Source organism: Chitinophaga varians, assembly GCF_012641275.1.
Classification (GTDB): Bacteria; Bacteroidota; Bacteroidia; order Chitinophagales; family Chitinophagaceae; genus Chitinophaga; species Chitinophaga varians_A.
Genome location: NZ_JABAIA010000002.1, coordinates 386,278 through 410,893, shown reverse-complemented (window position 1 = coordinate 410,893; position 24,616 = coordinate 386,278). Strand labels below are relative to the sequence as shown.

The following is a 24,616-nucleotide window of genomic DNA, read 5'->3' as shown; positions in this document are numbered from 1 at the left end:
TTCATCAATGAGGGCTTCCTCTTTTATCTTGTGGCCCTGGGTTTCAGCCCGGGGAACAATTTATTCTTCTTCGTCAAACTGGAACACTTCTTTGGAAGATGCCAGGATGTCGTATTCTTCTTTGGAACCTACGATCATGTTTTCAAATTCACGCAGACCTGTACCAGCAGGGATCAGGTGACCGGTAACGATATTTTCCTTCAGACCGGTCATATCGTCGATCTTACCGTTGATCGCTGCCTGAGACAGTACTTTCGTGGTTTCCTGGAAGGACGCAGCGGAAATCCAGCTACGTGTACCGAGAGACGCTTTGGTAATACCCTGGAGCAGCGGGCTGGATGTAGCCGGTTGTGCATCACGGAATTCTACCAGTTTCTTATCGGCGCGGCGCAGCAGAGAGTTTTCCTCACGTACCTGACGCAGGGTCACGATCTGACCAGCTTTCAGTACAGCGGATTCACCGGCTTCGGTTACCACTTTCTTATCGAAGATCATGTCGTTCTCTTCGAAGAAGTCGAACCTGTCTTCGGTATCGCCTTCGAGGAAGCGGGTATCTCCGGGATCTTCGATGTTTACTTTGCGCATCATCTGACGAACAATCACCTCGATGTGTTTGTCGTTGATCTTTACACCCTGTAAACGGTATACTTCCTGAATTTCATTTACCAGGTATTCCTGTACGGCAAACGGACCTTTAATGGCCAGGATGTCTGCAGGAGTAGTAGAACCGTCAGACAGGGAAGTACCGGCCTTCACGAAGTCACCGTCCTGTACCAGGATGTGACGGGTCAAAGGCACCAGGTATTTCTTGATCTGACCTTCACGGCTTTCGATGATGATCTCACGGTTACCACGTTTGATGTTACCAAAGGCTACCACACCGTCGATTTCAGAAACGATGGCAGGGTTGCTCGGGTTACGTGCTTCAAACAGCTCAGTTACACGTGGCAGACCACCGGTGATGTCTCGCAGTTTACCAATGATACGAGGGATTTTTACGATTACCTGACCAGCTCTCACATGATCACCTTCAGAGATCACAATGTGGGAACCTACCGGCAAGTTGTAAGATTTCACCTCTTTATTACCATCTACATAGATAGACGGGATCTTGTTTTTGTCTTTGGTTTCGATAACCACTTTCTCGCGGTGACCGGTTTGTTCGTCCGCTTCTTCACGGAAGGTGATACCTTCAATGATGCTGTCGAAACGAATGTTACCCGGTATTTCGGACACGATAACGGCGTTGAATGGGTCCCAGGTACAAATCTGGTCGCCTTTCGCTACTTTCTGTCCGTCTTTCACCAGCAGGGTGGAACCATAAGGAATGTTGTTGGTTACCAGCAGACGGTCATTTTTCACGTCCATGATACGCAACTCACCGGTACGGCCGATAACCACCTGTACTTTCTCACCTTCGTTGTTTTCGTAGGTGGTAGTACGTAAGCCATCGAACTGGATAGTACCGTCAAATTTAGCCTGGAGGCCGGATTCAACGGAAGTGGAACCCGCAACACCACCCACGTGGAACGTACGCAGTGTCAACTGTGTACCAGGTTCACCGATGGACTGTGCAGCGATGATACCTACCGCATCACCACGCTGTGCAGTGTAACCGGTAGCGAGGTTCTTACCGTAACATTTCACGCACACGCCACGACGGCTTTCGCAAGTCAGTACGGAACGGATCTCTACGGTTTCGATCGCGCTGGATTCAATTCTATGAGCAATATCCTCGGTAATTTCTTCACCGGCACTTACCAGCAGCTCCTCGGTGTGAGGATCAAACACGTCGTGCAGGGAAGTACGGCCCAGGATACGGTCGTACAGTGTTTCGATCACCTCTTCGTTGTCTTTCAACGCAGCGGTCGCAATACCACGCAGGGTGCCGCAATCCTCTTCGTTGATCACCACGTCCTGCGCAACGTCTACCAGACGACGGGTCAGGTAACCCGCATCCGCCGTTTTCAACGCCGTATCCGCAAGACCCTTACGGGCACCGTGGGTAGAGATGAAGTATTCCAATACGTTCAGACCATCCTTAAAGTTGGACAATACCGGGTTTTCGATGATCTCAGAACCGGTAGAACCACTCTTACGCGGCTTGGCCATCAGACCCCTGATACCAGCCAGCTGTTTGATCTGCTGTTTGGAACCACGCGCACCGGAATCAAGCATCATGTACACAGAGTTGAAGCCCTGTTTGTCTGTTGCCAGTTCACGGATCAGGGTTTCTGTCACCTTGGTATCCACGCGGGACCAGATATCGATGATCTGGTTGTAACGTTCGTTGTTGGTGATCAGACCCATGTTATAGTTGTCCCAAACTTCGTCCACTTCACCGGCAGCAGCATCAATCATTTCCTGCTTAACTTCCGGAATGATCAGGTCATTGATGTTAAATGACAGACCACCACGGAACGCCATGCGGAAACCTAATTGTTTGATGTCGTCCAGGAATTTGGCAGTTTTTGGAATATCTGTGTATTTGATGATATCACCGATGATTTCACGCAGTGACTTCTTCGTCAACAGGGCATTTACATAACCTGCTTCCTTCGGTACGAACTGGTTGAACAGTACGCGGCCTACGGTAGTTTCGATGAGTTTGTTCTCCAGGTTACCTTCAGCAGTTCTCACCGTGGTTTTTACACGGATGTGAGCGTGCAGGTCAATTCTGTCTTCGTTCAGTGCAATGATCACCTCTTCAGCAGAATAGAAAGCTTTGCCTTCACCTCTTACCACCACATCGCCCTGGGTTTTCTTACCCTTGGTGATGTAATACAGACCGAGTACCATGTCCTGTGAAGGCAGGGTGATCGGCGTACCGTTCTGCGGGTTGAGGATGTTGTGGGAAGACAGCATCAGCAGTTGGGCTTCCAGAATAGCAGCATTGCTCAACGGCACGTGTACCGCCATCTGGTCACCATCGAAGTCGGCGTTGAACGCAGAACACACGAGCGGGTGCAACTGGATCGCTTTACCTTCCACCAGTTTAGGCTGGAATGCCTGAATAGACAGACGGTGCAGGGTCGGAGCACGGTTTAACAATACCGGGTGACCTTTCAGCACGTTTTCCAGGATGTCCCAAACCACCGCTTCTTTCCGGTCTACCAGCTTTTTCGCTGATTTCACGGTTTTTACGATGCCTCTTTCTATCAGTTTACGGATGATAAACGGTTTGAACAGCTCGGCAGCCATATCTTTCGGCAGGCCGCACTCATGCAGTTTCAGTTCAGGGCCTACCACGATAACGGAACGACCGGAGTAGTCCACACGTTTACCGAGGAGGTTCTGACGGAAACGGCCTTGTTTACCTTTCAGCACATCGGAGAGGGATTTCAGCGCACGACCACCTTCCGCTTTCACCGCATTGGATTTACGGGAGTTGTCGAACAGGGAATCCACCGCTTCCTGCAGCATACGTTTTTCGTTACGCAGGATCACTTCCGGTGCTTTAATTTCGATCAGACGTTTCAGACGGTTGTTACGAATGATCACCCTGCGGTACAGATCGTTCAGGTCGGAAGACGCAAAACGGCCACCATCCAGCGGCACTAACGGACGCAGTTCAGGCGGTACTACAGGGATATATTGCATCACCATCCATTCAGGACGGTTTTCTACGCGGCTGTTGGCGTCACGGAAAGCTTCCACCACGCTCAGACGTTTCAGCGCTTCCGCTTTACGTTGCTGGGAAGTTTCAGTAGCGGCCTGATTACGCAGCTGGTAGGAAAGGCTGTCCAGATCAATACGGGCCAGCATCATTTCCACCGCTTCAGCACCCATTTTGGCAATGAACTTGTTGGGATCTTCATCCGGCAACAGCTGATTGTCTTTAGGCAGGGTGTCCAGGATGTCGAGGTATTCTTCTTCAGTGAGCAGGTCACCGTAGTTCATTCCTTTTTCCTGTTTCGCGCCCGCCTGGATTACTACATATCTTTCGTAGTAAACGATGGTCTCCAGCTTTTTGGAAGACATTCCCAGCAGGTAACCGATCTTGTTAGGGAGCGATTTGAAATACCATATATGTACAACAGGCACTACCAGACGGATGTGGCCCATTCTTTCGCGACGTACTTTTTTCTCCGTTACTTCCACCCCACAGCGGTCACATACGATACCTTTATAACGGATACGTTTATATTTTCCGCAATAGCATTCGTAATCCTTTACAGGCCCGAATATTCTTTCGCAGAACAAACCATCACGTTCCGGCTTGTAAGTACGGTAGTTGATGGTTTCAGGTTTCAGCACCTCACCGTATGAACGCTCCAGGATTACATCCGGAGAAGCCAGACTAATGGTGATGCTGTTAAAATTTGATTTAGGACGATTTTCTTTTTTGATAGCCATCTGTTATTAGCTTTTAGCTGTTAGCCGTTGGTGTTAAGCCAGCGACAAAAATTTTATTCCTGCGAAATATCCAAGCTATCAGCCATTAGCCGGGGGCTAATGGCTGGTAGCTAAAAGCTCTTAGTCAAATTTCAGATCAAGACCCAGACCACGCAATTCATGGATCAATACGTTGAAGGATTCAGGCACACCGGCTTTCGGGATGTTGTCACCTTTAACGATGGATTCATAGGCTTTGGCGCGACCAACGATATCATCGGATTTGATGGTAAGCAGTTCCTGCAGAATGTTGGCTGCACCGTATGCTTCCAGTGCCCACACCTCCATCTCACCAAAACGCTGACCACCGAACTGGGCTTTACCACCCAGCGGCTGTTGCGTGATGAGGCTGTACGGTCCGATAGAACGGGCGTGCATTTTGTCGTCCACCATGTGGCTCAGTTTGAGCATGTAGATCACGCCCACGGTAGCTTTCTGGTGGAAGCGGTCGCCGGTCTCACCATCATACAGGTAAGTGTGGCCAAAGCTTGGCAGTCCTGCCTCATTGATATAATTGGCTATTTCTTCAGTAGTAGCACCGTCAAAGATCGGAGTAGCGAAACGCATACCCAGTTTCAGACCGGCCCAGCCCAGTACGGTTTCGTAGATCTGTCCGAGGTTCATACGGGAAGGTACGCCCAGCGGGTTCAGTACTATGTCCAGCGGTGTACCGTCTGCCAGGAACGGCATGTCTTCGTCACGCACGATCCTTGCTACGATACCCTTGTTACCGTGGCGGCCCGCCATCTTGTCCCCTACTTTCAGCTTACGTTTGCTGGCCAGGTATACCTTCGCCAGTTTCAGTACGCCGGCAGGCAGTTCGTCACCAATGGAGATGTTGAATTTCTCACGTTTGTAACGGCCCAGCTCTTCGTTGTACTTGATGTTGTAATTGTGCAGCAGGGTATTGATCTGGTCGTTGGTCACCTCGTCGGTGGTCCAACCCAGCGGGTTCACGTTCATGAAATCAATATTCACCAGGTTTTTCTGGGAGAACTTGGAACCTTTGGAGATCAGTACTTCACCGTAAGTGTTGGTAATGCCCTGGGACGTTTTGTCTTTCAGCAGTACCAGCAGTTTGCTCATCAGCACTTCCAGCAGGTCTTCAGTGTTCTTCTGGTGTATTTTCTCCAGTTTTTCGATGGCCGCTTTTTCGCGGGTCTTGGAGTTTTTATCTTTCTTAGCGCGGCTGAACAGCTTCTTGTCGATCACCACGCCTTCTGTGGACGGAGGTGCTTTCAGGGAAGCGTCTTTCGCATCGGATGCCTTGTCACCGAAGATCGCTCTGAGGAGCTTTTCTTCCGGAGAAGGATCAGATTCACCACGCGGTGTGATTTTACCGATCAGGATGTCACCTTCCTTAATGTGGGCGCCCACACGGATGATACCGTTCTGGTCGAGGTCTTTGGTAGCCTCTTCGCTCACGTTCGGGATATCCGGGGTCAGTTCTTCCTCGCCCAGTTTGGTGTCACGTACTTCCAGTTCGTATTCGTCAATGTGGATGGAGGTAAAGAGGTCTTCACGTGCTACACGTTCAGAGATTACGATCGCATCCTCAAAGTTGTAACCTTTCCATGGCATGAACGCCACTTTCATGTTACGGCCCAGTGCCAGTTCACCGCCACGGGTAGCGTAACCTTCTGTGAGGAAGTCGCCGATTTCCACGCGCTGACCTTTCTTCACGCAAGGTCTGAGGTTGATACAGGTACTCTGGTTTGTTTTAACGAATTTGGTCAGGTTATAGATCACCAGGTCGTCTTCGAAGCTCACCAGTTTCTGCAGCTCGTCACGCTCGTAACGAACATGGATTTCTTTGGCGTCCACGAATTCGATCACGCCCTTGCCTTCTGCGGTGATTTGCAGGCGGGAGTCGCGTGCTGCCTTTGCTTCCAGGCCGGTACCCACGATGGGCACTTCCGGGTTCAGCAGTGGCACGGCCTGACGTTGCATGTTTGATCCCATCAACGCACGGTTGGCGTCATCATGTTCGAGGAACGGAATCAGGGAAGCACTCAGACCTACGATCTGGTTTGGCGCCACGTCCATGAATTCCACTTCCTGTTTGTCCAGGATCGGGAAGTCACCGGTTTCGCGGGATTTTACTTTATCGTTGAGGAAGTTGCCTTTGTCATCGAGCGGAGCGTTGGCCTGTGCGATCTTCACGGTATCTTCTTCTTCCGCGCTCAGGAACTCTACCTTCTGCATGTCTACCTTACCGGAATTTACTTTGCGGTACGGTGTTTCGATGAAGCCCATTTCATTCACCTTCGCGTGTACGCAAAGGGTGGAAATCAGACCGATGTTCGGGCCTTCCGGTGTTTCGATCGTACACAGACGGCCATAGTGGCTATAGTGAACGTCACGCACCTCAAAGCCTGCTCTTTCACGGCTCAGACCACCGGGACCGAGGGCGGAGATACGGCGTTTGTGCGTGATCTCAGACAGCGGGTTGGTTTGGTCGAGGAACTGTGACAGCTGGGAGGTACCGAAGAAGGAGTTGATCACGGAAGACAGGGTCCTCGCATTGATCAGGTCCACTGGTGTAAACACCTCGTTGTCACGTACGTTCATACGTTCGCGGATGGTACGGGCCATACGGGCCAGACCAACGCCAAACTGAGCGTACAGCTGTTCACCCACGGTACGTACACGACGGTTGCTCAGGTGATCGATATCGTCGATCTCTGCTTTACCGTTGGTCAGTTGTACCAGGTACTTGATGATGGAAATGATGTCGTCTTTCGTCAGCACTTTCATGTCCAGCGGAGTAGACAGACCCAGTTTCCGGTTGATTTTGTAACGGCCTACGTCTCCGAGGTCATAACGTTTGTCGGAGAAGAATAATTTATCGATGATACCCCTTGCTGTTTCATCATCCGGCGCATCGGCACCGCGCAGTTGGCGGTAGATGTGCTGAACGGCTTCCAGCTCGGAGTTGGATGTATCCTTGTTTAATGTGTTGTAGATGATGGAGAAATCGCCGCTCACCTCTTCTTTCTGTACGAAAACGCTCTTCAGGCCCATATCCACGATGGTCTCGATGTTCGCTTCGTCCAGAATGCTGTCACGCTCGAGCATAATCTCGTTACGCTCGATACTTACCACTTCACCGGTGTCTTCATCCACAAAGTCTTCCACCCAGCTTCTTAAAACACGGGCAGCCAGCTTTTTGCCGGCGTATTTATCAAGACTTTTCTTGTCTGCTTTTACTTCATCAGCCATACCAAACAGCTGCAGGATGTCCTTATCGGTTTCATAACCGATGGCACGCAGCAGGGTGGTAACAGGGAACTTCTTCTTACGGTCAATGTAAGCATACATCACATTGTTGATGTCGGTTGCAAACTCCATCCAGGCCCCTTTGAACGGGATCACCCTTGCAGAGTAGATCTTCGTTCCGTTCGGGTGAACAGACTGACCAAAGAATACACCAGGAGAGCGGTGCAGTTGGGAAACAACTACGCGCTCAGCACCATTAATAACGAAAGTACCTCTTGGGGTCATGTAGGGAATGTTACCTAAGAACACGTCCTGCACAATTGTCTGGAAATCCACATGCTCCTCATCATTACAGCTGAGACGCAGTTTCGCCTTCAACGGTACAGAGTAGGTAAGCCCACGTTCAATACACTCCTCAATGGTATAGCGCGGAGGGTCTACGAAATAATCAAGGAACTCCAGATTGAAGATATTGCGGGTATCTGTAATCGGGAAGTTCTCCTTAAATACTTTAAAAAGGCCTTCGTTATTTCGTTTGTCTGGTGTGGTTTCTAATTGGAAGAAATCCTTGAAAGATTGGATTTGGATAGCCAACAGATCCGGTGTCTCAGTAACTTGTTTGATCTTTCCAAAATTTACTCTTTCGCTTGTTTGGGCTTTTTTTAGAGACATATTCGAAGTTAGCAGTTATATGACTTGTAAGAATTAGGGAAATTAAGATTTCTTTACCAATATCCATCCTAATTTTAGATATGCCTTCTGCACATGGTCAAAGTCACCTTGGGTGATTCCCCGTTTTGACTCTCTGAAAAAGACACTTTCCCAAAGGGAAGAAGGCCAAAAGTACCATGGGCACTTTTGACCTTTAAAAGATGTATACTAAGCAAAGAATTACTGAATTTCAACTTCAGCACCTGCTTCAGTCAGCTTAGCTTTCAGATCTTCTGCTTCTGCTTTGCTAACGCCTTCTTTCACAGATTTAGGAGCGCCGTCAACCAGTTCTTTCGCTTCTTTCAGGCCCAGACCGGTCAGGTCTTTTACAACCTTAACAACGTTCAGTTTGGAAGCACCTGCAGATTTCAGAACTACGTTGAATGCAGTTTTTTCTTCAGCAGCAGCAGCTTCGCCACCACCTGCAGCAACTACAACAGCAGCAGCTGCTGGTTCGATGCCGTACTCGTTTTTCAGTACGTCTGCGAGTTCTTGTACTTCCTTAACAGTTAAACCTACTAATTGTTCGGCTAATGCTTTTACGTCTGCCATTTTTATAATGTTTTAATGTAATGTTTGTAATGTTTGTTAATTATATTGTGACTTGGAAGCCATAATTTGTTGGGAACCAATGATCTGGAAAGAATTTAAGTTCCAGACCGGCCAGGTTCCGGTTATTCTGCAGCCGGAGCTTCTTCCACTGCGCCTTCTTTCTTGCCTTTTTCCAGCAAAGCAGCGATAACGCGTTTTGCAGGAGATTGCAACAGACCGATAACTTCGCCGATGAGCTCGTTTTTGGTCTTGATGTTGGTCAGGGCAGTCAGCTGGTTGTCACCTACGAAGATTTCGTCTGCTACGAAAGCTGCTTTCAGTACTGGTTTTTCCAGTTTGTTGTTCGCTTTACGGAAGCTGGAGATGATCAGAGCCGGCTCTTTCGGGCTGTCAGAGAACATCAGGGCAGTTACACCGTGCAGGGCATCATAGATACCTGCATATTTTTCGCTGTCCAGAGATTCCAGTGCCTTACGGATCAGGGTGTTTTTAGCCACCTTCATTTCCACATTCTTGTTGAAGCAAGTCTTCCTCAGGTCGTTAACCTGCGCTACCGTTAATGACTCGGTGTTGGTGATGTAGAAGTTGCTATATTGAGAGAACTTGCTTTTCAGCAGTTCGATCACTTCATTTTTTTGATCTTTATTCATATTTTACCGTTTGTAGCAAGCCCCTCCTTGCAGATAAGGCTACACACGCGTGATCAATTAGTTTTGAACAGATTTAGTGTCGATCGCAATACCAGGGCTCATAGTAGAAGCCATGGACAGGCCTTTCAGGTAAGTGCCTTTTGCAGTAGCTGGTTTCAGCTTGATGATAGCGTTGATCAGCTCCTGAGAGTTCTGCTCAATTTTATCAGTTGCAAAAGATACACGGCCGATAGAAGCGTGGATGATACCAGCTTTATCTACCTTAAAGGTAATTTTACCACCTTTCACTTCGTTCACAGCAGCAGCTACGTCGTTGGTAACAGTACCGGTTTTCGGGTTTGGCATCAGGTTGCGGGGACCCAGGATTTTACCCAGTTTACCGATTTTAGGCATCACGGCAGGAGTAGCGATGATAACATCGATCTCAGTCCAGCCGGATTCAATTTTCTGGATAAACTCGTCCAAACCAACGAAATCAGCACCAGCTTCTTTAGCGGCAGCTTCTTTGTCAGGTGTGCAGAGCACTAAAACTTTCTTAGTCTTACCAGTACCGTGGGGAAGCGTTACGGAACCACGGATAGCCTGGTCTGCTTTCTTAGGATCAACGCCTAAGCGGATATGTAAATCGACAGAACTGTCGAATTTAGTACAGTTGATATCTTTTACTAAAGCAGATGCTTCTTTCAGCGTATACGCCTTGTTTTTATCAACTTTAGCCTGCGCTACTTTTCTCTTTTTAGTTGCCATTGTCAAAATGATTTAAAGTTCCTGCCTTAACAGGGTGAACCAATTAGTTTTCCCAGGGAGCTTTACCTTCTACAGTAATACCCATGCTACGAGCAGTACCAGCTACCATTTTCATAGCGCTGTTCAGAGTGAAGCAGTTCAGGTCAGGCATTTTATCCTGCGCGATAGCTTCAACCTGTGCCCAGGTCACTTTACCCACCTTGTTACGGTTAGGCTCTTTAGAACCACCTTGCAATTTAGCAGCTTCCAGCAGCTGTACCGGTGCCGGAGGAGTCTTAATTACGAAGTCAAATGATTTGTCAGTGTAAACTGTCAGCAATACAGGCAATACTTTACCCATTTTATCCTGGGTGCGGGCATTGAACTGTTTGCAGAACTCCATGATGTTCACACCTTTGGAACCCAGTGCAGGACCAATCGGAGGTGCAGGGTTGGCCTGGCCGCCTTTTACCTGCAATTTCACGTACGTTGCGATCTCTTTTGCCATTACTATTGTATTTAATTTGGTTAAAACGCCCTCTGCTGTACAGAGAACTCCCAAAACTAAAAGGAACTGAAATAACCTTTTAAAGGGGATGCAAAGGTAAATAATAATATTAAAATGCCAAAAAGTATTTGAATTTGGGCATCCTTTTTGCTAACAGAAACCTTTTTTTTACAAATCCATTGCATTTCTCTTAAAAAAACCTTATTATCCGGGAGAAACGCAAAAGTACAGCTAAAAGCTCACTTTATAAAACAAAGACTTCCGGAACATCTTTCCCGTTTTAATATATTTACCCACAAAAGCCTGCTCATCCGCGATACGACGCTTCAGCTGCGTATTGGCCTCCAATACTTCCATTAATACCCGGCGGTTGCCCTGGTCTGTCACTGTCAACTTCCGCGCCTTCCGCTCTACATCGTCCGACTGCCGCGACATACCGTCCACCCATTCCCGGATTTCCTGGTCAGGCCTGGCGGGAGCAAACTGCTTGTTACGGAAATTCACATATTCATTAAAGTCGTTGGTCAACCGGTTATACAGCCGGCTGCACTCATTGATCTGATCTGCCACCCGGTTTTGCTCCATAATATTGGCATTCTGCCGTTCTACAGTGAGCTGGTTGATCAGGAAAGTCAGCTCTGCGGAAATCAGCTGGTTGGTCACACCGAAACGCCCGATCCTCGCGGCCATATTCTCCGACTTGGCCAGGGGTGACAGCTTACTAAAGGCGGCCAGGGTGTCCCGGAACACAAATACCGGCTGGTCTGTTCCACCACCCCATTTGCCGTCCCGGATTTCATCGTGCCGGAGCGGATATTCGGAGAACTGGAACAACGGATCAAACGGCACGTGTGTTTTCAGGTATTCATGCGGTTCTGCCAGGAAGTGTTTCCAGTTGAGCCGCGCCGTGTATTTATTATTGATCACCGAACCGGCGCCCCAGGTGGGATCAATCATTTTCCATTCATTGTCCAGTTGTACGGCCACCCAGGCGTGACTGGCATTGTCCGGTCTGCCGCCGGTGAGCGGGTAACCTGTCACCAGTACCGCGGGAATGCCTGCGCGGCGGGCTACGTCCATATACAATGAGGCATATCCTTCACACACGGCAACGCGTGTTTGCAGGGTTTTGTTGATGGCGTCTGCCGTGTCCTTATAATAGCCAGGCTGGAAGGTATTGACCATATCATAATTGATATGGGAAGACATCCATGCGTACAGGGAACGGAGGAGCGCTGTTTTGTTTTCGCTGTGAGATACCAGCCAGGCCGCCATGGTAGCGGAGGTGCCGGTTACAGAGTCAGGGATGGAAGCATAGGTTTTAACGGGGACAGCAGATACAGGTGTTACAGCAGGTTTCTTTTGCTGGGCTGAGGCTGACAGCAACAAGAGGCAGCCGGCCATACCGCAAAGCAATTTTTTCATTTTGTTATCTTATTATGTTGTTATTGGGTTATTGGCACAGGGATTTTTAAGATTTGAAGTCCTTTCTGCAACGAAAGGTGTCGCAAAAATATTAAAATAGCAACATATCAAAATAAAAAAGCGCTCCTGTCCGGGAGCGCTTTTTTAAAATATTTGATACAGTAACTATGCTAATTTTTCCACCTGCATGAAGTTCAGTTCCACAGGGGTGGCGCGGCCAAAGATTTTCACGGTTACTTTCAGTTTCTTTTTGTCTTCGATCACTTCTTCGATTACGCCGTTAAAGTCGTTGAACGGACCGTCGATGATCTTGATGGTTTCGCCGACGATGAATGGTTCGCTCATGGTGAGGCCCTGATCGCTCAGTTCATCTACTTTACCCAACATTTTGTTGACTTCGGCTTTACGGAGTGCAATCGGTTTTTCCTTGCCCAGGAAGTGAATAACGCCAGACACGTTACGGATGGCCTGGATCACTTCGTCGGTCATTTTGCCATCTATGGCTTCGATCATCACATAACCGGGGTAGAAGTTTTTTTCGCGCATTACCTTTTTACCGGCCTGCACTTTATATACTTTTTCTACCGGGAGAAACACCTGTGTGATAACGTTACCCCAATCAGATCGGCGCACTTCAATATCCAGGTATTCCTTCACTTTTTTTTCCTTGCCACTAACAACGCGGAGTACATACCACTTTGTTTCCTGCGCAGGAATATTGGTTGCATCCATTTATTTATTTTTTGAAAATTTCGTAATAGTGTGCCAACACAAAATTGGAAGCGGCGTCCATACCCCAAACCAGCGCTGTAACAAAGAGAGTTGCTATCAGCACTACCATGGTGGAGGACTGCAGTTCCTGCCAGGTAGGCCAGGATACTTTGTAGACCAACTCATGATAAGACTCGCGGAAGTAGTTTCTGATCTTATTCATTCTGTAAAGTTAACGATTTATGGTCAATTGATTAAAGCCTAAAAATGGTTGAATTGTTTATTTTTTAATAATAACAATTCAACCATTTAATTAACCTTGGCACGGGTACTAGGATTCGAACCCAGATCAAAGGTTTTGGAGACCCGTATGCTACCGTTGCACCATACCCGTGTGTAAAGCCATTAGCTTTGAGCTTTCAGCAGTCAGCAAATATAACAATAAATCCTGACATTTAATAGCCGAAGCTAATGGCTTTTAGTATTTTGGAAATACTTATTTGATAATTTCAGTAACCTGACCGGCACCTACTGTACGGCCACCTTCGCGGATAGCGAATTTCAGACCTTTATCCATAGCGATAGGCTGGATCAGTTTTACAGTCAGTGTCACGTTATCACCAGGCATAACCATTTCAACACCTGCAGGCAGTTCAACTTCACCGGTTACGTCAGTTGTACGGAAGTAGAACTGAGGACGGTATTTGTTGAAGAACGGAGTGTGACGGCCACCTTCTTCTTTGCTCAGTACGTAAACTTCGCATTTGAATTCAGTGTGCGGAGTGATGGAACCTGGTTTGCAGATAACCATACCACGACGGATCTGGTTTTTCTCAATACCACGCAGCAGCAGACCAGCGTTGTCACCAGCTTCACCTTCGTCCAGGAGTTTTTTGAACATTTCAACACCTGTACAAGTAGATTTCAGGGGTTCTTCCTGCAGACCTACGATTTCAACGTTCTCACCAACTTTGATACGACCGCGTTCGATACGACCTGTAGCAACGGTACCACGACCTGTGATAGAGAATACGTCTTCTACGGACATCAGGAAGTCCTGATCAACCGGACGAGGAGGCAGCGGAATGTAAGAGTCAACCGCTTCCATCAGTTGGTCGATAGCGCCGATCCATTTGTCGTCACCAGCCAGAGCGCCGGTAGCAGAACCTTGGATAACAGGAACGTTATCACCGTCGAAGCCATTGGAAGTCAGCAGGTCACGGATCTCGATCTCAACCAGTTCCAGCAGCTCAGGATCGTCAACCAGGTCAACTTTGTTCATGAAAACAACGATACGAGGTACACCTACCTGGCGAGCCAGCAGGATGTGCTCTCTTGTTTGTGGCATAGGACCGTCTGTAGCGGCAACCACCAGGATAGCACCGTCCATCTGGGCAGCACCGGTGATCATGTTTTTCACATAGTCAGCGTGACCAGGGCAGTCAACGTGAGCATAGTGACGGTTAGCTGTCTGATACTCTACGTGAGCTGTATTGATAGTGATACCTCTTTCTTTTTCTTCAGGAGCAGCATCGATCTCATCATAGCCTCTTTTCTCTGCCAGACCCTTGTTTGCCAAAATTGTGGTAATGGCAGCAGTCAAGGTAGTTTTACCGTGGTCCACGTGGCCGATGGTACCAATGTTTACGTGGGGTTTATCCCGCTTAAAGGTTTCTTTTGCCATTGTATTTTCTTTTTAGATGGTTTGTAAAGATTGTATTGATAGTTGTTTTAAAAAAACGGCTTTTTACAAACTTGTACCGCTGATGAGAATTGAACTCATGTCCTTCCCGATAAAATAAAAAATGTGGGATGCTCTGCCATTGAGCTACAACGCTAAGTTTATTTCGGAGTGCAGAATTAACAAATTCGAATCCGAAATCCGAATTTTATGGAGTGTATGTAGTGGCGAAGTGATCTCACTGCGACCGCGATGCTTCTCTTCTAAAATTCAAAAGAGCTGTTGAAGAGAATTGAACTCTCGACCTCTTCCTTACCAAGGAAGTGCTCTACCCCTGAGCTACAACAGCTTGAAATTATATGCGAGCGGGAGACGAGGTTCGAACCCGCGACCTACAGCTTGGAAGGCTGTCGCTCTACCAACTGAGCTACTCCCGCATACCGGACAATTCAATTCAGCAAGGTAATAACACTGACTGAACTCTCCTGAATAAATTAAAGAACATAAAAGGCTGTTGCATCACAGGCACACCGGGAAAATTTTGCCAATCAACTACGAGAATTTATTCTCACCTTCCACTCAACAACATTGTTCCGCCTCTGCTAGGCGCAAAAGCGGAACAAGCCGTTTTGGTGGGCAGGATAGGATTCGAACCTATGAAGTCGAAAGACAGCGGATTTACAGTCCGCCCCATTTGGCCGCTCTGGAACCTGCCCTTTTTTGAAATTTCGAAATTTGGTTATTTTGAAATTTAAAAATTTTAAAATAGCTAAATATCAAAATTTGATGAGCCAGCAGAGGGATTCGAACCCCCGACCCACTGATTACAAATCAGTAGCTCTGGCCAACTGAGCTATGCTGGCATCTTTCAAAAAACATTCTTTCAAAAAAGTAACTCGTTGAAAGAGAGCGCAAAATTAAGCGATTTTTTCAAATCTCAAAATCTTTTTTTCAGTTTGTTACAAATATTTAAAAATTTATCTGTCTCCCTGAAAACGCCCTACCATAAAGAACTTTGCTACCTTTACCGACCCTCTTTTTGAATCGGGATGGCAAAGGTAGCAAAGAGATTAATATTTCCAAAATTATTTTAAAAAATTATTGAAATTTCTTTTCCTTTTGTCGTTTTACCTGGTTGACTAAGGAATCAAATGCAAGATCAAAGGACTCTTCGAAGGATTTGGATTCATGCTTCACAAAGAGGTCCTGGCGGGGAATTCGTACTCTTATTTCGGCAATTTTATCTTTAACCTGATGCGCTAAATTATCCAATTTTAAAAATACATCCACACTGACAATCCGGTCATAAAAAGTGTTCAGCTTCTGCAGTTTTTTATTCACGTGATCAATCAGTTTTGAATCAGCATCAAAATGCACAGTTTGAATTTGAACGTTCATAGCACTAATTTTTTAATATTTAACAATCTAGGTTATAGTGTGTAAACCATGGTCATAGGCATTCTCTTGGTTGTGAAAGAACTTCTGTATTAAATATACTCACTTTTGTAATGCAATGCTGTTCTAATGCGTAATATTTTGTTAAAATGAAAAAATAATGCGTCAGGCCTTTGGGTGTGCCTGCTGGTACACCTTCTTCAACTGCTCAATGGTAGTATGCGTATAAATCTGTGTGGACGTAAGACTGGCGTGCCCCAAAAGGTCCTTGACCGCCTTCAGGTCTGCCCCGTTATTAGTAAGATGCGTGGCGAAAGTATGCCGCAGTAAATGCGGGCTCTTTTTCTTGTAGGTAGTGATTTCATGTTCTGTCAGGTATTTGCGCACCATCAGGTACACATACTTGGGATACAACCGCTGACCGCTATGCGGATGCACCAGCAACACACCTGGCTCAAACTCCTCCAGTTCCCGCCGCTTCTGTTCCATATAAGCGGTAATCTGCGCACAAAGCCGGCTGCTGACCGGAATAATACGCTCCTTCCCTCCTTTGCCCATCACCTTGATGGACAGGTTGCCTTTATCCACACGGAACTCCTGCAAAGTGATCAGCTCCGACAAACGAATGCCTGTCTGATAGAAGATCTCAAATATCAGCCGGTGGGTTTCTCCTTCAAAATCATCGGAAAAGATAAAGGGTGTTGTCACGGAAGCCGGACTACGGTTGTCTTCCAGCGCCTTCATGCCTTTTTCGTCGATAAATCCCGGCAGGCGGCGGCTGATCTTGGGCGCCACGACCTTCGCCATCGGGGTCTGCTTCAGCAGCTCCTGACGTATGCAGAATTTGAAAAAGGATTTCAGGGTGGAGATCTTGCGGTTTACACTTTTGGCGGTCATGGCATCTTCCATGAGACCTGCCAGCCAGCTGCGGACCATGACATGAGTGATGTCTCCTATGGTCACATTACCATAAGCAGCCGTAGTATAATCAAAAAATTGAAGGAGATCGTTGCGATAAGCGGTGCAGGTGTGCTCTGAGTATCGCTTTTCGAGCTGAATGTAGGAGATGAATCGCTCGGCTAAGGAATATAATGCTTCGTTCAACGCAAAAAGATTGATGATTGTAAAGTTATTAAATAACCTTACAATCATCAAATATTTTGAGTTGGTAAGCCAGTGACGGCTACAACAGATTAAGCTTCCAATTTACCACTGGCCAGCTGTTGTTTGTAAACAGCTTTCAACACCTCTGTACGGCGTTTAACAGATGGTTTAGTAAAAGACTGGCGTGATCTGAGTTGCAGCAGGATACGTGCTTTCTCAAATTTCTTTTTATATTTTTTAAGCGCCTTGTCTATGTTTTCGCAATCTTTAGAATCAATGATCAACATAATTTTTGCCTCTTATTTTTTAGGAATGCAAAGATAAGACAACATTTTATAAAAACAAAAACCAAACAGGTTTTGATTTTCTTTTTTCTTCCGGCCTTACCGATACTATCCTTAAACCTCAAATAATGAATGGGTTATGGTTCTTTTGAAAGGGCCTGCCGGGATGAAAAATAACAGCCTCACAAAGCCCTCAGTCCGCTTGCGGGAAAAACCAGGCAGCTGTGATTACTGACACTGCCGCCTTGTAAACAGCTGCTGCCAGGCTCGAAAATCGATGTAATCACTGATGCTACCAGCTTTCACAGAATTTACGTAGTACCAGCAAACAGGCTCCCATTGCCCTGTAACCTTCCTCATATGGCGCTACGAGCCCCTCATAAAAGAAGCCAGGCAACAAAGGAGTATCGCCCCAGGTGTAAAGGCACCCTTTCTTATCAGGTACCGCTTCAGGAGCAATATACCTATGTGTTGGGCAAAGGGCTGCCGGTATTCAGCAATAGCCAGTAATGTCCGTATTAGTCTTTGATTTTCTTTTTCAACAGGCTAACCTGGTCCTGCAGATGGCTGACCATATCGGCCAGATGGTTAACACTCATGCGGCTTTGCTGGTTGGATTTGCTGATGACCGCATCTGATTGCCACAATTCCAGCACCTCTTCCATTTCCACCGGATAAGGTTCAAACTGAGGGTTATCAGATACCAGCGTGATCCTGGACTTCGCACGGTTGCTTTTCAGTACTCTTTTGAAAACAATCCCTTCGCGGGAAGTCACCACCACATAGGTTTCATTGTTTTTTATCTCCTCCCATCCTTCTACTTTATGACAAACGATCACAGAGCCGGAAGGAACAGGCAGCATGGAATCCCCTGCAATTTCAAAAGCCCGGTAGTCACCGGCGCCCAGCATGGGCAGGGTAAATGTATTCAGCTCCTCGATAAACTCGTCGTCGTTATAACCGGCCAGGTAACCGGCAGCGGCTTTTACGGGCACAAAGTGGATCGCCTGACGGGCGTTGCCCAGCTTCTGCTGACGGCGTTTTTCCAGGAAACTGTCTTTCTGGGAACCCAAATCGCGGCGAAGCAGATCATCGATGGAAACCCGGAACATGTCACTAACCTGTTCCAGTACTTCCGTACGGGGTTCCGCACGCTCTTCTTCATAAGCACCCAGCAGGGAACGCTTGATGCCCAGTTTGTCTGCAAACTCCTGTTGCGTCCAGCCTTTTTGCTTACGCAGATATTTTAAATTCTGGCATACTACGGACATAACCTAAATAATTTAGTACCTTGCTAACAAAATTAGCAAATAATTTTATAAAATACCAAATATATTCAAGCCGCTTCGCTTATTTTTGCCCGGTAAAATCAACTTGTTATGGTACATCTACACTCCATTCTGAGATGGGCAATCGTATTGGCTGGGCTTTGGGCAGTGCTCCGTGCATTTAAAGGTGTTTCCGGAAGAACACCATTTACAGCTGCTGACAATAAAGCAGGACTGTTTTTCATGATCTTCTGTGACATTCAGCTGCTGGTAGGCCTGCTGTTATATTTTGTATTTAGCGATAAAGCCAAAACCGGACTGGCCAACATGGGCGCTGCCATGAAAGATCCTGCGCTTCGCTTTTTCACGGTAGAACATACCCTGATGGCAGTAATCGCCATTGCGTTGGTGCACATCGGCAAATCCAAAGTCAAAAAGGCGACCTCAGATGCACAGAAACACAAGCTGGCCCTTATATTCTACGGGATCGCATTTATCCTGATACTGGCACTCATTCCCTGGCCGTTCCGTCAGGTTTTAAATGCAGCCTGGTACTAAGCACAACGTATTATATACATGAAAAATGGCGGTCAACTGACCGCCATTTTCTTTTTGTTATTGATTGACCACTATGAATAACCTTATCCCTTGTCCTTGTTATATAACCGGAACGAATAAATGTACGGCAGTGCTGCCAGTACGATCGCTGCAAAAAAGATCAGGAACACCCCGGTAACAAGTGACAGGAAAAAACCTGCTATCATCATCACTATTCCTGCGCTCACCCAGAGGGTCCCTGCCATACGGTGTGTTTCCTGCCAGATCTCTTTGTTCTGTAACGTCCAGGGCGTACGAACGCCCACATAGTGATTGGGTTCCAGCTGCAACTTCCACAAATATAGGCCTATCGCCGCAATCAGCAAACCTACCCCCACAAAAGCCCAGCTTGCCATCGCAAAAGGCCGTCCCTGGCTCACCAAGAAGATGATGATGCAGGTAAACAGCGCCAGGTATGTATGTATGATGAAACGGATACGGTAAAATTCCCGCTGTTCCACAGTTGCCACCGCCGGACTGTCTTCCGTCGTTTTCGGAATAAACCGGAATAACGCGTAAATCAACGCATTGGTCACAAAGAGGAATATCATCAGCAACAGAAAAGCAGTTCTGCCTTCAGCCTGTTCAGATAAGCTCTGGTCGGTTTGAATTGTTGCAGGAAGGCTGTTCCAGATGATGGCCAGATAAGCCATGGGCAGGAGCAACAAAGCCAGGATAAATATTTCCTTTGAAGCTTTGGTCTGTTTCATGGGACGATAGTTTAAAGATGAAGATTCACGCTTTTCTTATTCGTTCATTTCCATTCTCTTATATACTACAGATGGCCCCTCGGATATGTTGTATCAAAGTTAGGAAAATTGAAAATGGGGATAAAATTTGAATAAAGAAATACTAATAATTTTAGCAAAACTAAAATATTTAGTATCTTTACAATAAATCGGGTGATTACGGCTGGCAGGCCCTGCTGATCACTATTTGTGCCGACTTTCGCCCGGCCTGCCATCCGCTTATCGCTTACAAACCCGGAGAATGATGGTCTCCCCAAGTGGGGAAAATGACGGTATTGCAGATGGAGGGAAATCAGTTTATGCGATTGAAAAATGGCTGGATTGGGAAGGATAATGATATTTCGATGGAGGAGCATAAATAGTATTCCGAACGGGAACTCGTTCCTAAACAGGGAAACATGATTACATTACAACAGCGAGCTATCGCACATTTTGACCTGGATTGTTTTTTTGTATCAGTGGAATGCCTGCATGACAGTCAACTGAAAGGCAAGCCGTTGCTGATAGGCGGCAGCAGCGACCGCGCTGTGGTAGCTGCCTGCAGCTACGAAGCCCGCCGCTTCGGCATCCACTCCGCGATGCCCATGAAAACGGCCCTGCGCCTGTGTCCACACGCCATCGTCCGTAGCGGTGACATGGACCGCTACAGCGAAAAGTCCCGCGAAGTGACCAGCATCATCGCTGACAAAGCGCCGCTGTATGAAAAATCTTCTATCGACGAATTTTATCTCGACCTCTCCGGCATGGATAAATTCTTTGGCTCGCTTAAATGGACCACAGAACTGCGGAAAGCCATCATCAAAGAATCCGGGCTGCCTATCTCTTTTGGGCTTGCATCCAACAAACTCGTTTCCAAAGTAGCGACCGACGAAGCCAAACCCAACGGCCAACTGGAAATACCTTTCGGGGCCGAAAAAAATTTCCTTGCTCCGATGCCTGTCGAAAAAATACCGATGGTAGGCAGGGAAACGGCCGCACAGCTCCGGCGCCGTGGCGTGGAAACAGTGAAAATACTCAGCGAAGTACCTCCTTCCCTGCTGGAAGCGTGGATGGGTAAAAATGGCATCTCTCTCTGGAGAAAAGCCAATGGTATCGACGACTCCCCTGTAGTACCGTACTATGAACAAAAATCCATCTCTACGGAAAGTACTTTTCCTGCCGATACCATCGACATGGAATTTCTGCATGCGGAGCTGGTACGCATGACGGAAAAAATTGCCTTCGAACTGCGGCAGCAGAATAAGCTCACCGGTTGCGTGACCGTCAAAATCCGGTATTCCGATTTCGAAACCGTCACCAAACAAATGACCATCCCCTATAGCTGCTCCGATCATGTATTGCTGGAAAAAGTGAAAGACCTGTTTAAAAAACTATACGACCGGCGCCTGCTGGTACGCCTCATCGGCGTACGTTTCAGCCACCTGGTGCAAGGCAACCACCAGATCAGTCTTTTTGATGACAGCCAGGAAATGATCGCGCTCTACCAGGCCATCGACAATATCAAAAACCGCTTCGGCTGGGATATGCTGCTGAAAGGCACCAACGTGGTGCCGCCGGATAAAAAAAACATCCCCGCACCGAAAAAAGATATCATGCCGTACTATAAAGGATAACATGTACCTGAACTGCAAAACATTTTTCAGCCTGCGATATGGCACCATGCCCGCTGAAATGCTGATCAAAAAAGCAGCGCAACTGGGCATCACCACGCTGGCCCTTACCAACATCAACATCACTTCCGATGCCTGGGAATTTGTGGACCTTTGCCGCAAACATCTCATCAAACCAGTACTGGGCGTGGAATGCCGTAATCAGTCAACATTCTGCTACCTGCTGCTGGCCCGTGACCAGGAAGGATGGTATCATATCAACCGCTTTCTTTCCGATCACCTGAGCCGGGAGATACCTTTCCCCGACCGCGCCCCTGCCCTCCCCGGCACCTGGGCCATCTATAAGTGGGGCGCTGTTCCGCCAGCCCTGCTGCTGCCGCACGAACTGCTGGGCGTTAATCCACGCGACCTCAACAGATTTTTCCGGGTAGATACCCTTAGCATCCGCCACCAACTGGTGATCATGCACCCTGTCACCTTTCAGGACAATGACCACTATGAACTGCACCGCGTATTACGCGCTATCGATCAGAACATCCTTATTTCCCAACTGGAACCACATACCACAGGCACTGTCCACGACCAGTTTGTGCATCCAGCCAAAATGGTGGAACGCTTTGAGCAATATCCGCATATTGTTTCCAACACGCTCCGCGTGCTGGAAACATGTGAAGTGGAAATGGCGCTGCAAACGCCCCGCAACCGGAAATCATTCCTAGGCAACGTGGAAGAAGACCGGCAGCTATTGCGGCAGCTGGCCTATCAGGGTATGGAATACCGCTACGGGAAAGACCATGCCGAAGCTTCGCGGCGCATTGAAAAAGAACTGGACATCATCGCACAACAGGAATTTGAGGCGTACTTCCTGATCACCTGGGACATCATCCGCTACGCACAGGAAAGACAGTTTTTCTATGTAGGACGCGGCAGCGGTGCTAATTCTATCGTGGCGTACTGCCTCAAAATAACCGATGTGGACCCCATAGAGCTGAACCTCTTTTTTGAACGCTTCCTCAATCCCTATCGTACTTCCCCTCCGGATTTTGACATCGATTTTTCCTGGCGCGACCGTGATGCTATCATCCGGTATGTGTTTGATAAGTACGGCGACACGCATACCGCGCTGCTGGGCACCGTCACCACATTTCAAACGAATGCCATTATCCGGGAAATGGGCAAAGTGTTCGGTCTCCCTAAAAAAGAAATCGACCAGATACTGGAAAACGGCTTCAACATACAACTGAACGAAGACCACATCCAGCGTAAGATCCAGCATTTCAGCGGGCTGATGGACCAGGAAAAATCCTTTCCCAATCATCTCAGTATCCATGCCGGTGGTATCCTCATCAGCGATGCGCCCATCCATCAGTACTGCACTACATACCTGCCGCCGAAAGGATTCAGCACCGCCCAGCTGGACATGCTACAGGCTGAACGCATCGGCCTTTATAAATTTGATATCCTCAGTCAACGCGGCCTCGGACATATCCGCGACACCATCGACATTATCCGTAAAAACAAACAGGTGGACATCGATATCCACAATGTCAAAGCATTTACAGTAGACGAGAAGGTGAAAGAAAACCTGAAAAAAGTTAACACCATTGGTTGCTTTTATATAGAATCACCCGGTATGCGGCAGTTGCTGCAAAAGTTGCAGTGCGACAACTACCTTACCCTGGTGGCCGCCAGTTCTATCATCCGGCCGGGCGTGGCGCAATCCGGCATGATGAAACAATATATCCACAGTTACCGCAACCCTGCCAGTGTTACTTACCTGCACCCTGTCATCGAAGAGTTGCTCAGTGATACGTTTGGCATCATGGTATACCAGGAAGATGTGATCAAGGTGGCACATACCTACGCCAATATGGAACTGGCGGATGCTGACTCGCTACGGCGGGCCATGGCTGGGAAATACAGGGGAACAAAGGACTTTGAAAAAATACAGGAACGTTTTTTTGCCAACTGCGCACAACTGGGACGTCCTTATGAAGTGTCCGCGGAGGTATGGCGGCAGATCGCCAGCTTTGCCAATTTCTCCTTTTCCAAAGCCCACTCCGCCAGCTTTGCCGTGGAGAGCTATCAGAGCCTCTATCTGAAAACTTATTTCCCGGCAGAGTTTATGGTCGCCGTGATCAATAATTTCGGCGGCTTCTACAACCGCGAACTGTATTTCCGGGAACTGAAAAAGACCGGTGTCAACATTCATCCGCCCTGCATCAACAACAGCGACTATCCCACCAACATCAAAGGACAGGAGGTGTATGTAGGGCTTATCCATGTGGAAGGCCTTGAGCAGGCCCTCGCTGAAAGGATACTGGAGGAGCGCCGGCAATGCGGTCCTTACCTGCACCTGGAAGATTTCTGTAGCCGTATTTCCCCGGGCGCGGAACAACTGGAATTATTGATCCGTATTGGCTGTTTTCAGTTTACCGGCCAGACTAAAAAACAGCTGTTGTGGAAAAGCAGTTTGTTGGTCCGGCAACCCGGTACTGCCGCTGTCCATAACCTGTCATTGTTCCAGCCCGCTGCTGTGAACTGTGAACTGCCGGAGCTGGCCTACCATCAGCATGAAGACGCCTTTGATGAAATAGACCTGCTGGGTTTTCCGCTGGCATCTCCTTTTGAAGTGCTCAATCATGACCAGTCTGCGTATATCCCTGCCCGTGATTTTCACCGGTATGTCAATCAACCGGTGACTACGCTGGGGTACCTGGTCACCACCAAAACGATGCGTACCGTCAAAGGTGAACCGATGTGTTTTGGTACTTTCCTTGACCGTGAGGGACAGTTTATTGATACGGTCCATTTTCCGGACAGCCTGCGTCAATATCCTTTTCAGAAGGGTGGTTTTTATATTTTAAAAGGGAAGGCCATCTCCGAATATAATGTTATCACACTGGAAATCAGTCAGATGAAAAAAATCGGATACTTCGAGGATAAAAAATTCTGATAATAATTTCCCCCTGAAAAGAAAGGTTTAAAAACCTGACGCGGTCCCCGTTAACTTCCTTTTAACCTTAATCGA

The 24,616-nt window shown here is 47.6% G+C and carries 19 protein-coding genes and 6 tRNA genes; 4 read left to right on the top strand and 21 right to left on the bottom strand.

The window, feature by feature from the left end:
- Positions 1 to 60: 60 nt before the first annotated feature.
- The 19 genes from rpoC to rpsU all read right to left on the bottom strand — a co-directional run bounded on the left by rpoC (position 61) and on the right by rpsU (position 17,364).
- Entirely contained in the window at positions 61 to 4,356 is a 4,296-nt protein-coding gene (rpoC, locus tag HGH92_RS16320) for a DNA-directed RNA polymerase subunit beta' (protein ID WP_168871841.1), read from the bottom strand.
- Between the two features lie 120 nt (positions 4,357 to 4,476).
- Entirely contained in the window at positions 4,477 to 8,286 is a 3,810-nt protein-coding gene (gene rpoB / locus HGH92_RS16315; protein WP_168871840.1) for a DNA-directed RNA polymerase subunit beta, read from the bottom strand.
- A 219-nt stretch (positions 8,287 to 8,505) separates the two neighbouring features.
- Positions 8,506 to 8,877, bottom strand: coding sequence for a 50S ribosomal protein L7/L12 (rplL, locus tag HGH92_RS16310; RefSeq protein WP_113617224.1), 372 nt, complete (start codon positions 8,875 to 8,877; stop codon positions 8,506 to 8,508).
- Positions 8,878 to 8,999: 122 nt separating this feature from the next.
- Positions 9,000 to 9,527 (bottom strand): 50S ribosomal protein L10, encoded by a 528-nt coding sequence (gene rplJ / locus HGH92_RS16305; RefSeq protein WP_168871839.1) that lies wholly within the window; start codon positions 9,525 to 9,527, stop codon positions 9,000 to 9,002.
- Positions 9,528 to 9,584: 57 nt separating this feature from the next.
- Positions 9,585 to 10,274: a 50S ribosomal protein L1 gene (gene rplA / locus HGH92_RS16300; protein ID WP_247654960.1), complete on the bottom strand. Its 690-nt coding sequence runs from the start codon at positions 10,272 to 10,274 to the stop codon at positions 9,585 to 9,587.
- A gap of 43 nt (positions 10,275 to 10,317) precedes the next feature.
- Positions 10,318 to 10,761 (bottom strand): 50S ribosomal protein L11, encoded by a 444-nt coding sequence (gene rplK, locus HGH92_RS16295; RefSeq protein ID WP_143307800.1) that lies wholly within the window; start codon positions 10,759 to 10,761, stop codon positions 10,318 to 10,320.
- A gap of 231 nt (positions 10,762 to 10,992) precedes the next feature.
- The gene (locus HGH92_RS16290) at positions 10,993 to 12,186 is read right to left on the bottom strand and encodes a transglutaminase domain-containing protein (RefSeq protein ID WP_168871837.1); all 1,194 of its coding nucleotides are present in this window, start codon (positions 12,184 to 12,186) and stop codon (positions 10,993 to 10,995) included.
- A 165-nt stretch (positions 12,187 to 12,351) separates the two neighbouring features.
- Positions 12,352 to 12,918: a transcription termination/antitermination protein NusG gene (gene nusG / locus HGH92_RS16285; RefSeq protein WP_078667076.1), complete on the bottom strand. Its 567-nt coding sequence runs from the start codon at positions 12,916 to 12,918 to the stop codon at positions 12,352 to 12,354.
- 4 nt (positions 12,919 to 12,922) lie between these two features.
- Positions 12,923 to 13,120, bottom strand: a complete 198-nt coding sequence (gene secE / locus HGH92_RS16280) for a preprotein translocase subunit SecE (protein WP_168871836.1) — start codon at positions 13,118 to 13,120, stop codon at positions 12,923 to 12,925.
- Between the two features lie 97 nt (positions 13,121 to 13,217).
- Positions 13,218 to 13,291: transfer RNA gene (locus HGH92_RS16275), tRNA-Trp, on the bottom strand.
- A 102-nt stretch (positions 13,292 to 13,393) separates the two neighbouring features.
- The gene (tuf, locus tag HGH92_RS16270; protein WP_168871835.1) at positions 13,394 to 14,581 is read right to left on the bottom strand and encodes an elongation factor Tu; all 1,188 of its coding nucleotides are present in this window, start codon (positions 14,579 to 14,581) and stop codon (positions 13,394 to 13,396) included.
- Positions 14,582 to 14,655: 74 nt separating this feature from the next.
- A tRNA-OTHER gene (locus HGH92_RS16265) sits at positions 14,656 to 14,735 on the bottom strand.
- A gap of 120 nt (positions 14,736 to 14,855) precedes the next feature.
- A tRNA-Thr gene (locus tag HGH92_RS16260) sits at positions 14,856 to 14,927 on the bottom strand.
- A 15-nt stretch (positions 14,928 to 14,942) separates the two neighbouring features.
- Positions 14,943 to 15,015: transfer RNA gene (locus HGH92_RS16255), tRNA-Gly, on the bottom strand.
- Between the two features lie 193 nt (positions 15,016 to 15,208).
- A tRNA-Tyr gene (locus HGH92_RS16250) sits at positions 15,209 to 15,294 on the bottom strand.
- 73 nt (positions 15,295 to 15,367) lie between these two features.
- Positions 15,368 to 15,441, bottom strand: a tRNA-Thr gene (locus HGH92_RS16245).
- Between the two features lie 235 nt (positions 15,442 to 15,676).
- Positions 15,677 to 15,976 carry an HPF/RaiA family ribosome-associated protein gene (locus tag HGH92_RS16240; protein WP_078667073.1) on the bottom strand — a complete coding sequence of 100 codons (300 nt, stop codon included), beginning with the start codon at positions 15,974 to 15,976 and terminating at the stop codon, positions 15,677 to 15,679.
- 162 nt (positions 15,977 to 16,138) lie between these two features.
- Positions 16,139 to 17,077, bottom strand: a complete 939-nt coding sequence (locus HGH92_RS16235) for a tyrosine-type recombinase/integrase (protein WP_247654959.1) — start codon at positions 17,075 to 17,077, stop codon at positions 16,139 to 16,141.
- Between the two features lie 89 nt (positions 17,078 to 17,166).
- The gene (gene rpsU, locus HGH92_RS16230; RefSeq protein WP_168871833.1) at positions 17,167 to 17,364 is read right to left on the bottom strand and encodes a 30S ribosomal protein S21; all 198 of its coding nucleotides are present in this window, start codon (positions 17,362 to 17,364) and stop codon (positions 17,167 to 17,169) included.
- 357 nt (positions 17,365 to 17,721) lie between these two features.
- Here rpsU and HGH92_RS16225 point away from each other — a divergent pair, with 357 nt between their 5' ends.
- Entirely contained in the window at positions 17,722 to 17,871 is a 150-nt protein-coding gene (locus HGH92_RS16225) for a hypothetical protein (RefSeq protein ID WP_168871832.1), read from the top strand.
- An 8-nt stretch (positions 17,872 to 17,879) separates the two neighbouring features.
- Here HGH92_RS16225 and HGH92_RS16220 read toward each other — a convergent pair whose 3' ends face one another.
- A complete protein-coding gene (locus HGH92_RS16220; RefSeq protein ID WP_168871831.1) occupies positions 17,880 to 18,632 on the bottom strand; it encodes an XRE family transcriptional regulator in 753 nt (250 codons plus the stop codon).
- A 108-nt stretch (positions 18,633 to 18,740) separates the two neighbouring features.
- Between HGH92_RS16220 and HGH92_RS16215 the strand changes: the two genes are divergently transcribed.
- Positions 18,741 to 19,187, top strand: a complete 447-nt coding sequence (locus HGH92_RS16215) for a hypothetical protein (protein ID WP_168871830.1) — start codon at positions 18,741 to 18,743, stop codon at positions 19,185 to 19,187.
- Positions 19,188 to 19,270: 83 nt separating this feature from the next.
- On the opposite strand, the gene HGH92_RS16210 is transcribed toward HGH92_RS16215, so the two are convergent.
- A complete protein-coding gene (locus tag HGH92_RS16210; protein WP_168871829.1) occupies positions 19,271 to 19,936 on the bottom strand; it encodes an SdpI family protein in 666 nt (221 codons plus the stop codon).
- A 437-nt stretch (positions 19,937 to 20,373) separates the two neighbouring features.
- Between HGH92_RS16210 and dinB the strand changes: the two genes are divergently transcribed.
- Positions 20,374 to 21,588: a DNA polymerase IV gene (gene dinB / locus HGH92_RS16205; RefSeq protein ID WP_168871828.1), complete on the top strand. Its 1,215-nt coding sequence runs from the start codon at positions 20,374 to 20,376 to the stop codon at positions 21,586 to 21,588.
- 1 nt (position 21,589) lies between these two features.
- On the top strand, positions 21,590 to 24,541 hold the full coding sequence (locus HGH92_RS16200) for a DNA polymerase III subunit alpha (protein ID WP_168871827.1): 2,952 nt from the start codon (positions 21,590 to 21,592) through the stop codon (positions 24,539 to 24,541).
- The last annotated feature ends 75 nt before the right edge of the window (positions 24,542 to 24,616 follow it).

Coding starts and splice junctions, on each gene's coding strand:
- rpoC (WP_168871841.1), bottom strand. CDS start 4,356: ATGGCTATCAAAAAAGAAAATCGTCCTAAATCAAATTTTAACAGCATC.
- rpoB (WP_168871840.1), bottom strand. CDS start 8,286: ATGTCTCTAAAAAAAGCCCAAACAAGCGAAAGAGTAAATTTTGGAAAG.
- rplL (WP_113617224.1), bottom strand. CDS start 8,877: ATGGCAGACGTAAAAGCATTAGCCGAACAATTAGTAGGTTTAACTGTT.
- rplJ (WP_168871839.1), bottom strand. CDS start 9,527: ATGAATAAAGATCAAAAAAATGAAGTGATCGAACTGCTGAAAAGCAAG.
- rplA (WP_247654960.1), bottom strand. CDS start 10,274: ATGGCAACTAAAAAGAGAAAAGTAGCGCAGGCTAAAGTTGATAAAAAC.
- rplK (WP_143307800.1), bottom strand. CDS start 10,761: ATGGCAAAAGAGATCGCAACGTACGTGAAATTGCAGGTAAAAGGCGGC.
- HGH92_RS16290 (WP_168871837.1), bottom strand. CDS start 12,186: ATGAAAAAATTGCTTTGCGGTATGGCCGGCTGCCTCTTGTTGCTGTCA.
- nusG (WP_078667076.1), bottom strand. CDS start 12,918: ATGGATGCAACCAATATTCCTGCGCAGGAAACAAAGTGGTATGTACTC.
- secE (WP_168871836.1), bottom strand. CDS start 13,120: ATGAATAAGATCAGAAACTACTTCCGCGAGTCTTATCATGAGTTGGTC.
- tuf (WP_168871835.1), bottom strand. CDS start 14,581: ATGGCAAAAGAAACCTTTAAGCGGGATAAACCCCACGTAAACATTGGT.
- HGH92_RS16240 (WP_078667073.1), bottom strand. CDS start 15,976: ATGAACGTTCAAATTCAAACTGTGCATTTTGATGCTGATTCAAAACTG.
- rpsU (WP_168871833.1), bottom strand. CDS start 17,364: ATGTTGATCATTGATTCTAAAGATTGCGAAAACATAGACAAGGCGCTT.
- HGH92_RS16225 (WP_168871832.1), top strand. CDS start 17,722: ATGGCGCTACGAGCCCCTCATAAAAGAAGCCAGGCAACAAAGGAGTAT.
- HGH92_RS16220 (WP_168871831.1), bottom strand. CDS start 18,632: ATGTCCGTAGTATGCCAGAATTTAAAATATCTGCGTAAGCAAAAAGGC.
- HGH92_RS16215 (WP_168871830.1), top strand. CDS start 18,741: ATGGTACATCTACACTCCATTCTGAGATGGGCAATCGTATTGGCTGGG.
- HGH92_RS16210 (WP_168871829.1), bottom strand. CDS start 19,936: ATGAAACAGACCAAAGCTTCAAAGGAAATATTTATCCTGGCTTTGTTG.
- dinB (WP_168871828.1), top strand. CDS start 20,374: ATGATTACATTACAACAGCGAGCTATCGCACATTTTGACCTGGATTGT.
- HGH92_RS16200 (WP_168871827.1), top strand. CDS start 21,590: ATGTACCTGAACTGCAAAACATTTTTCAGCCTGCGATATGGCACCATG.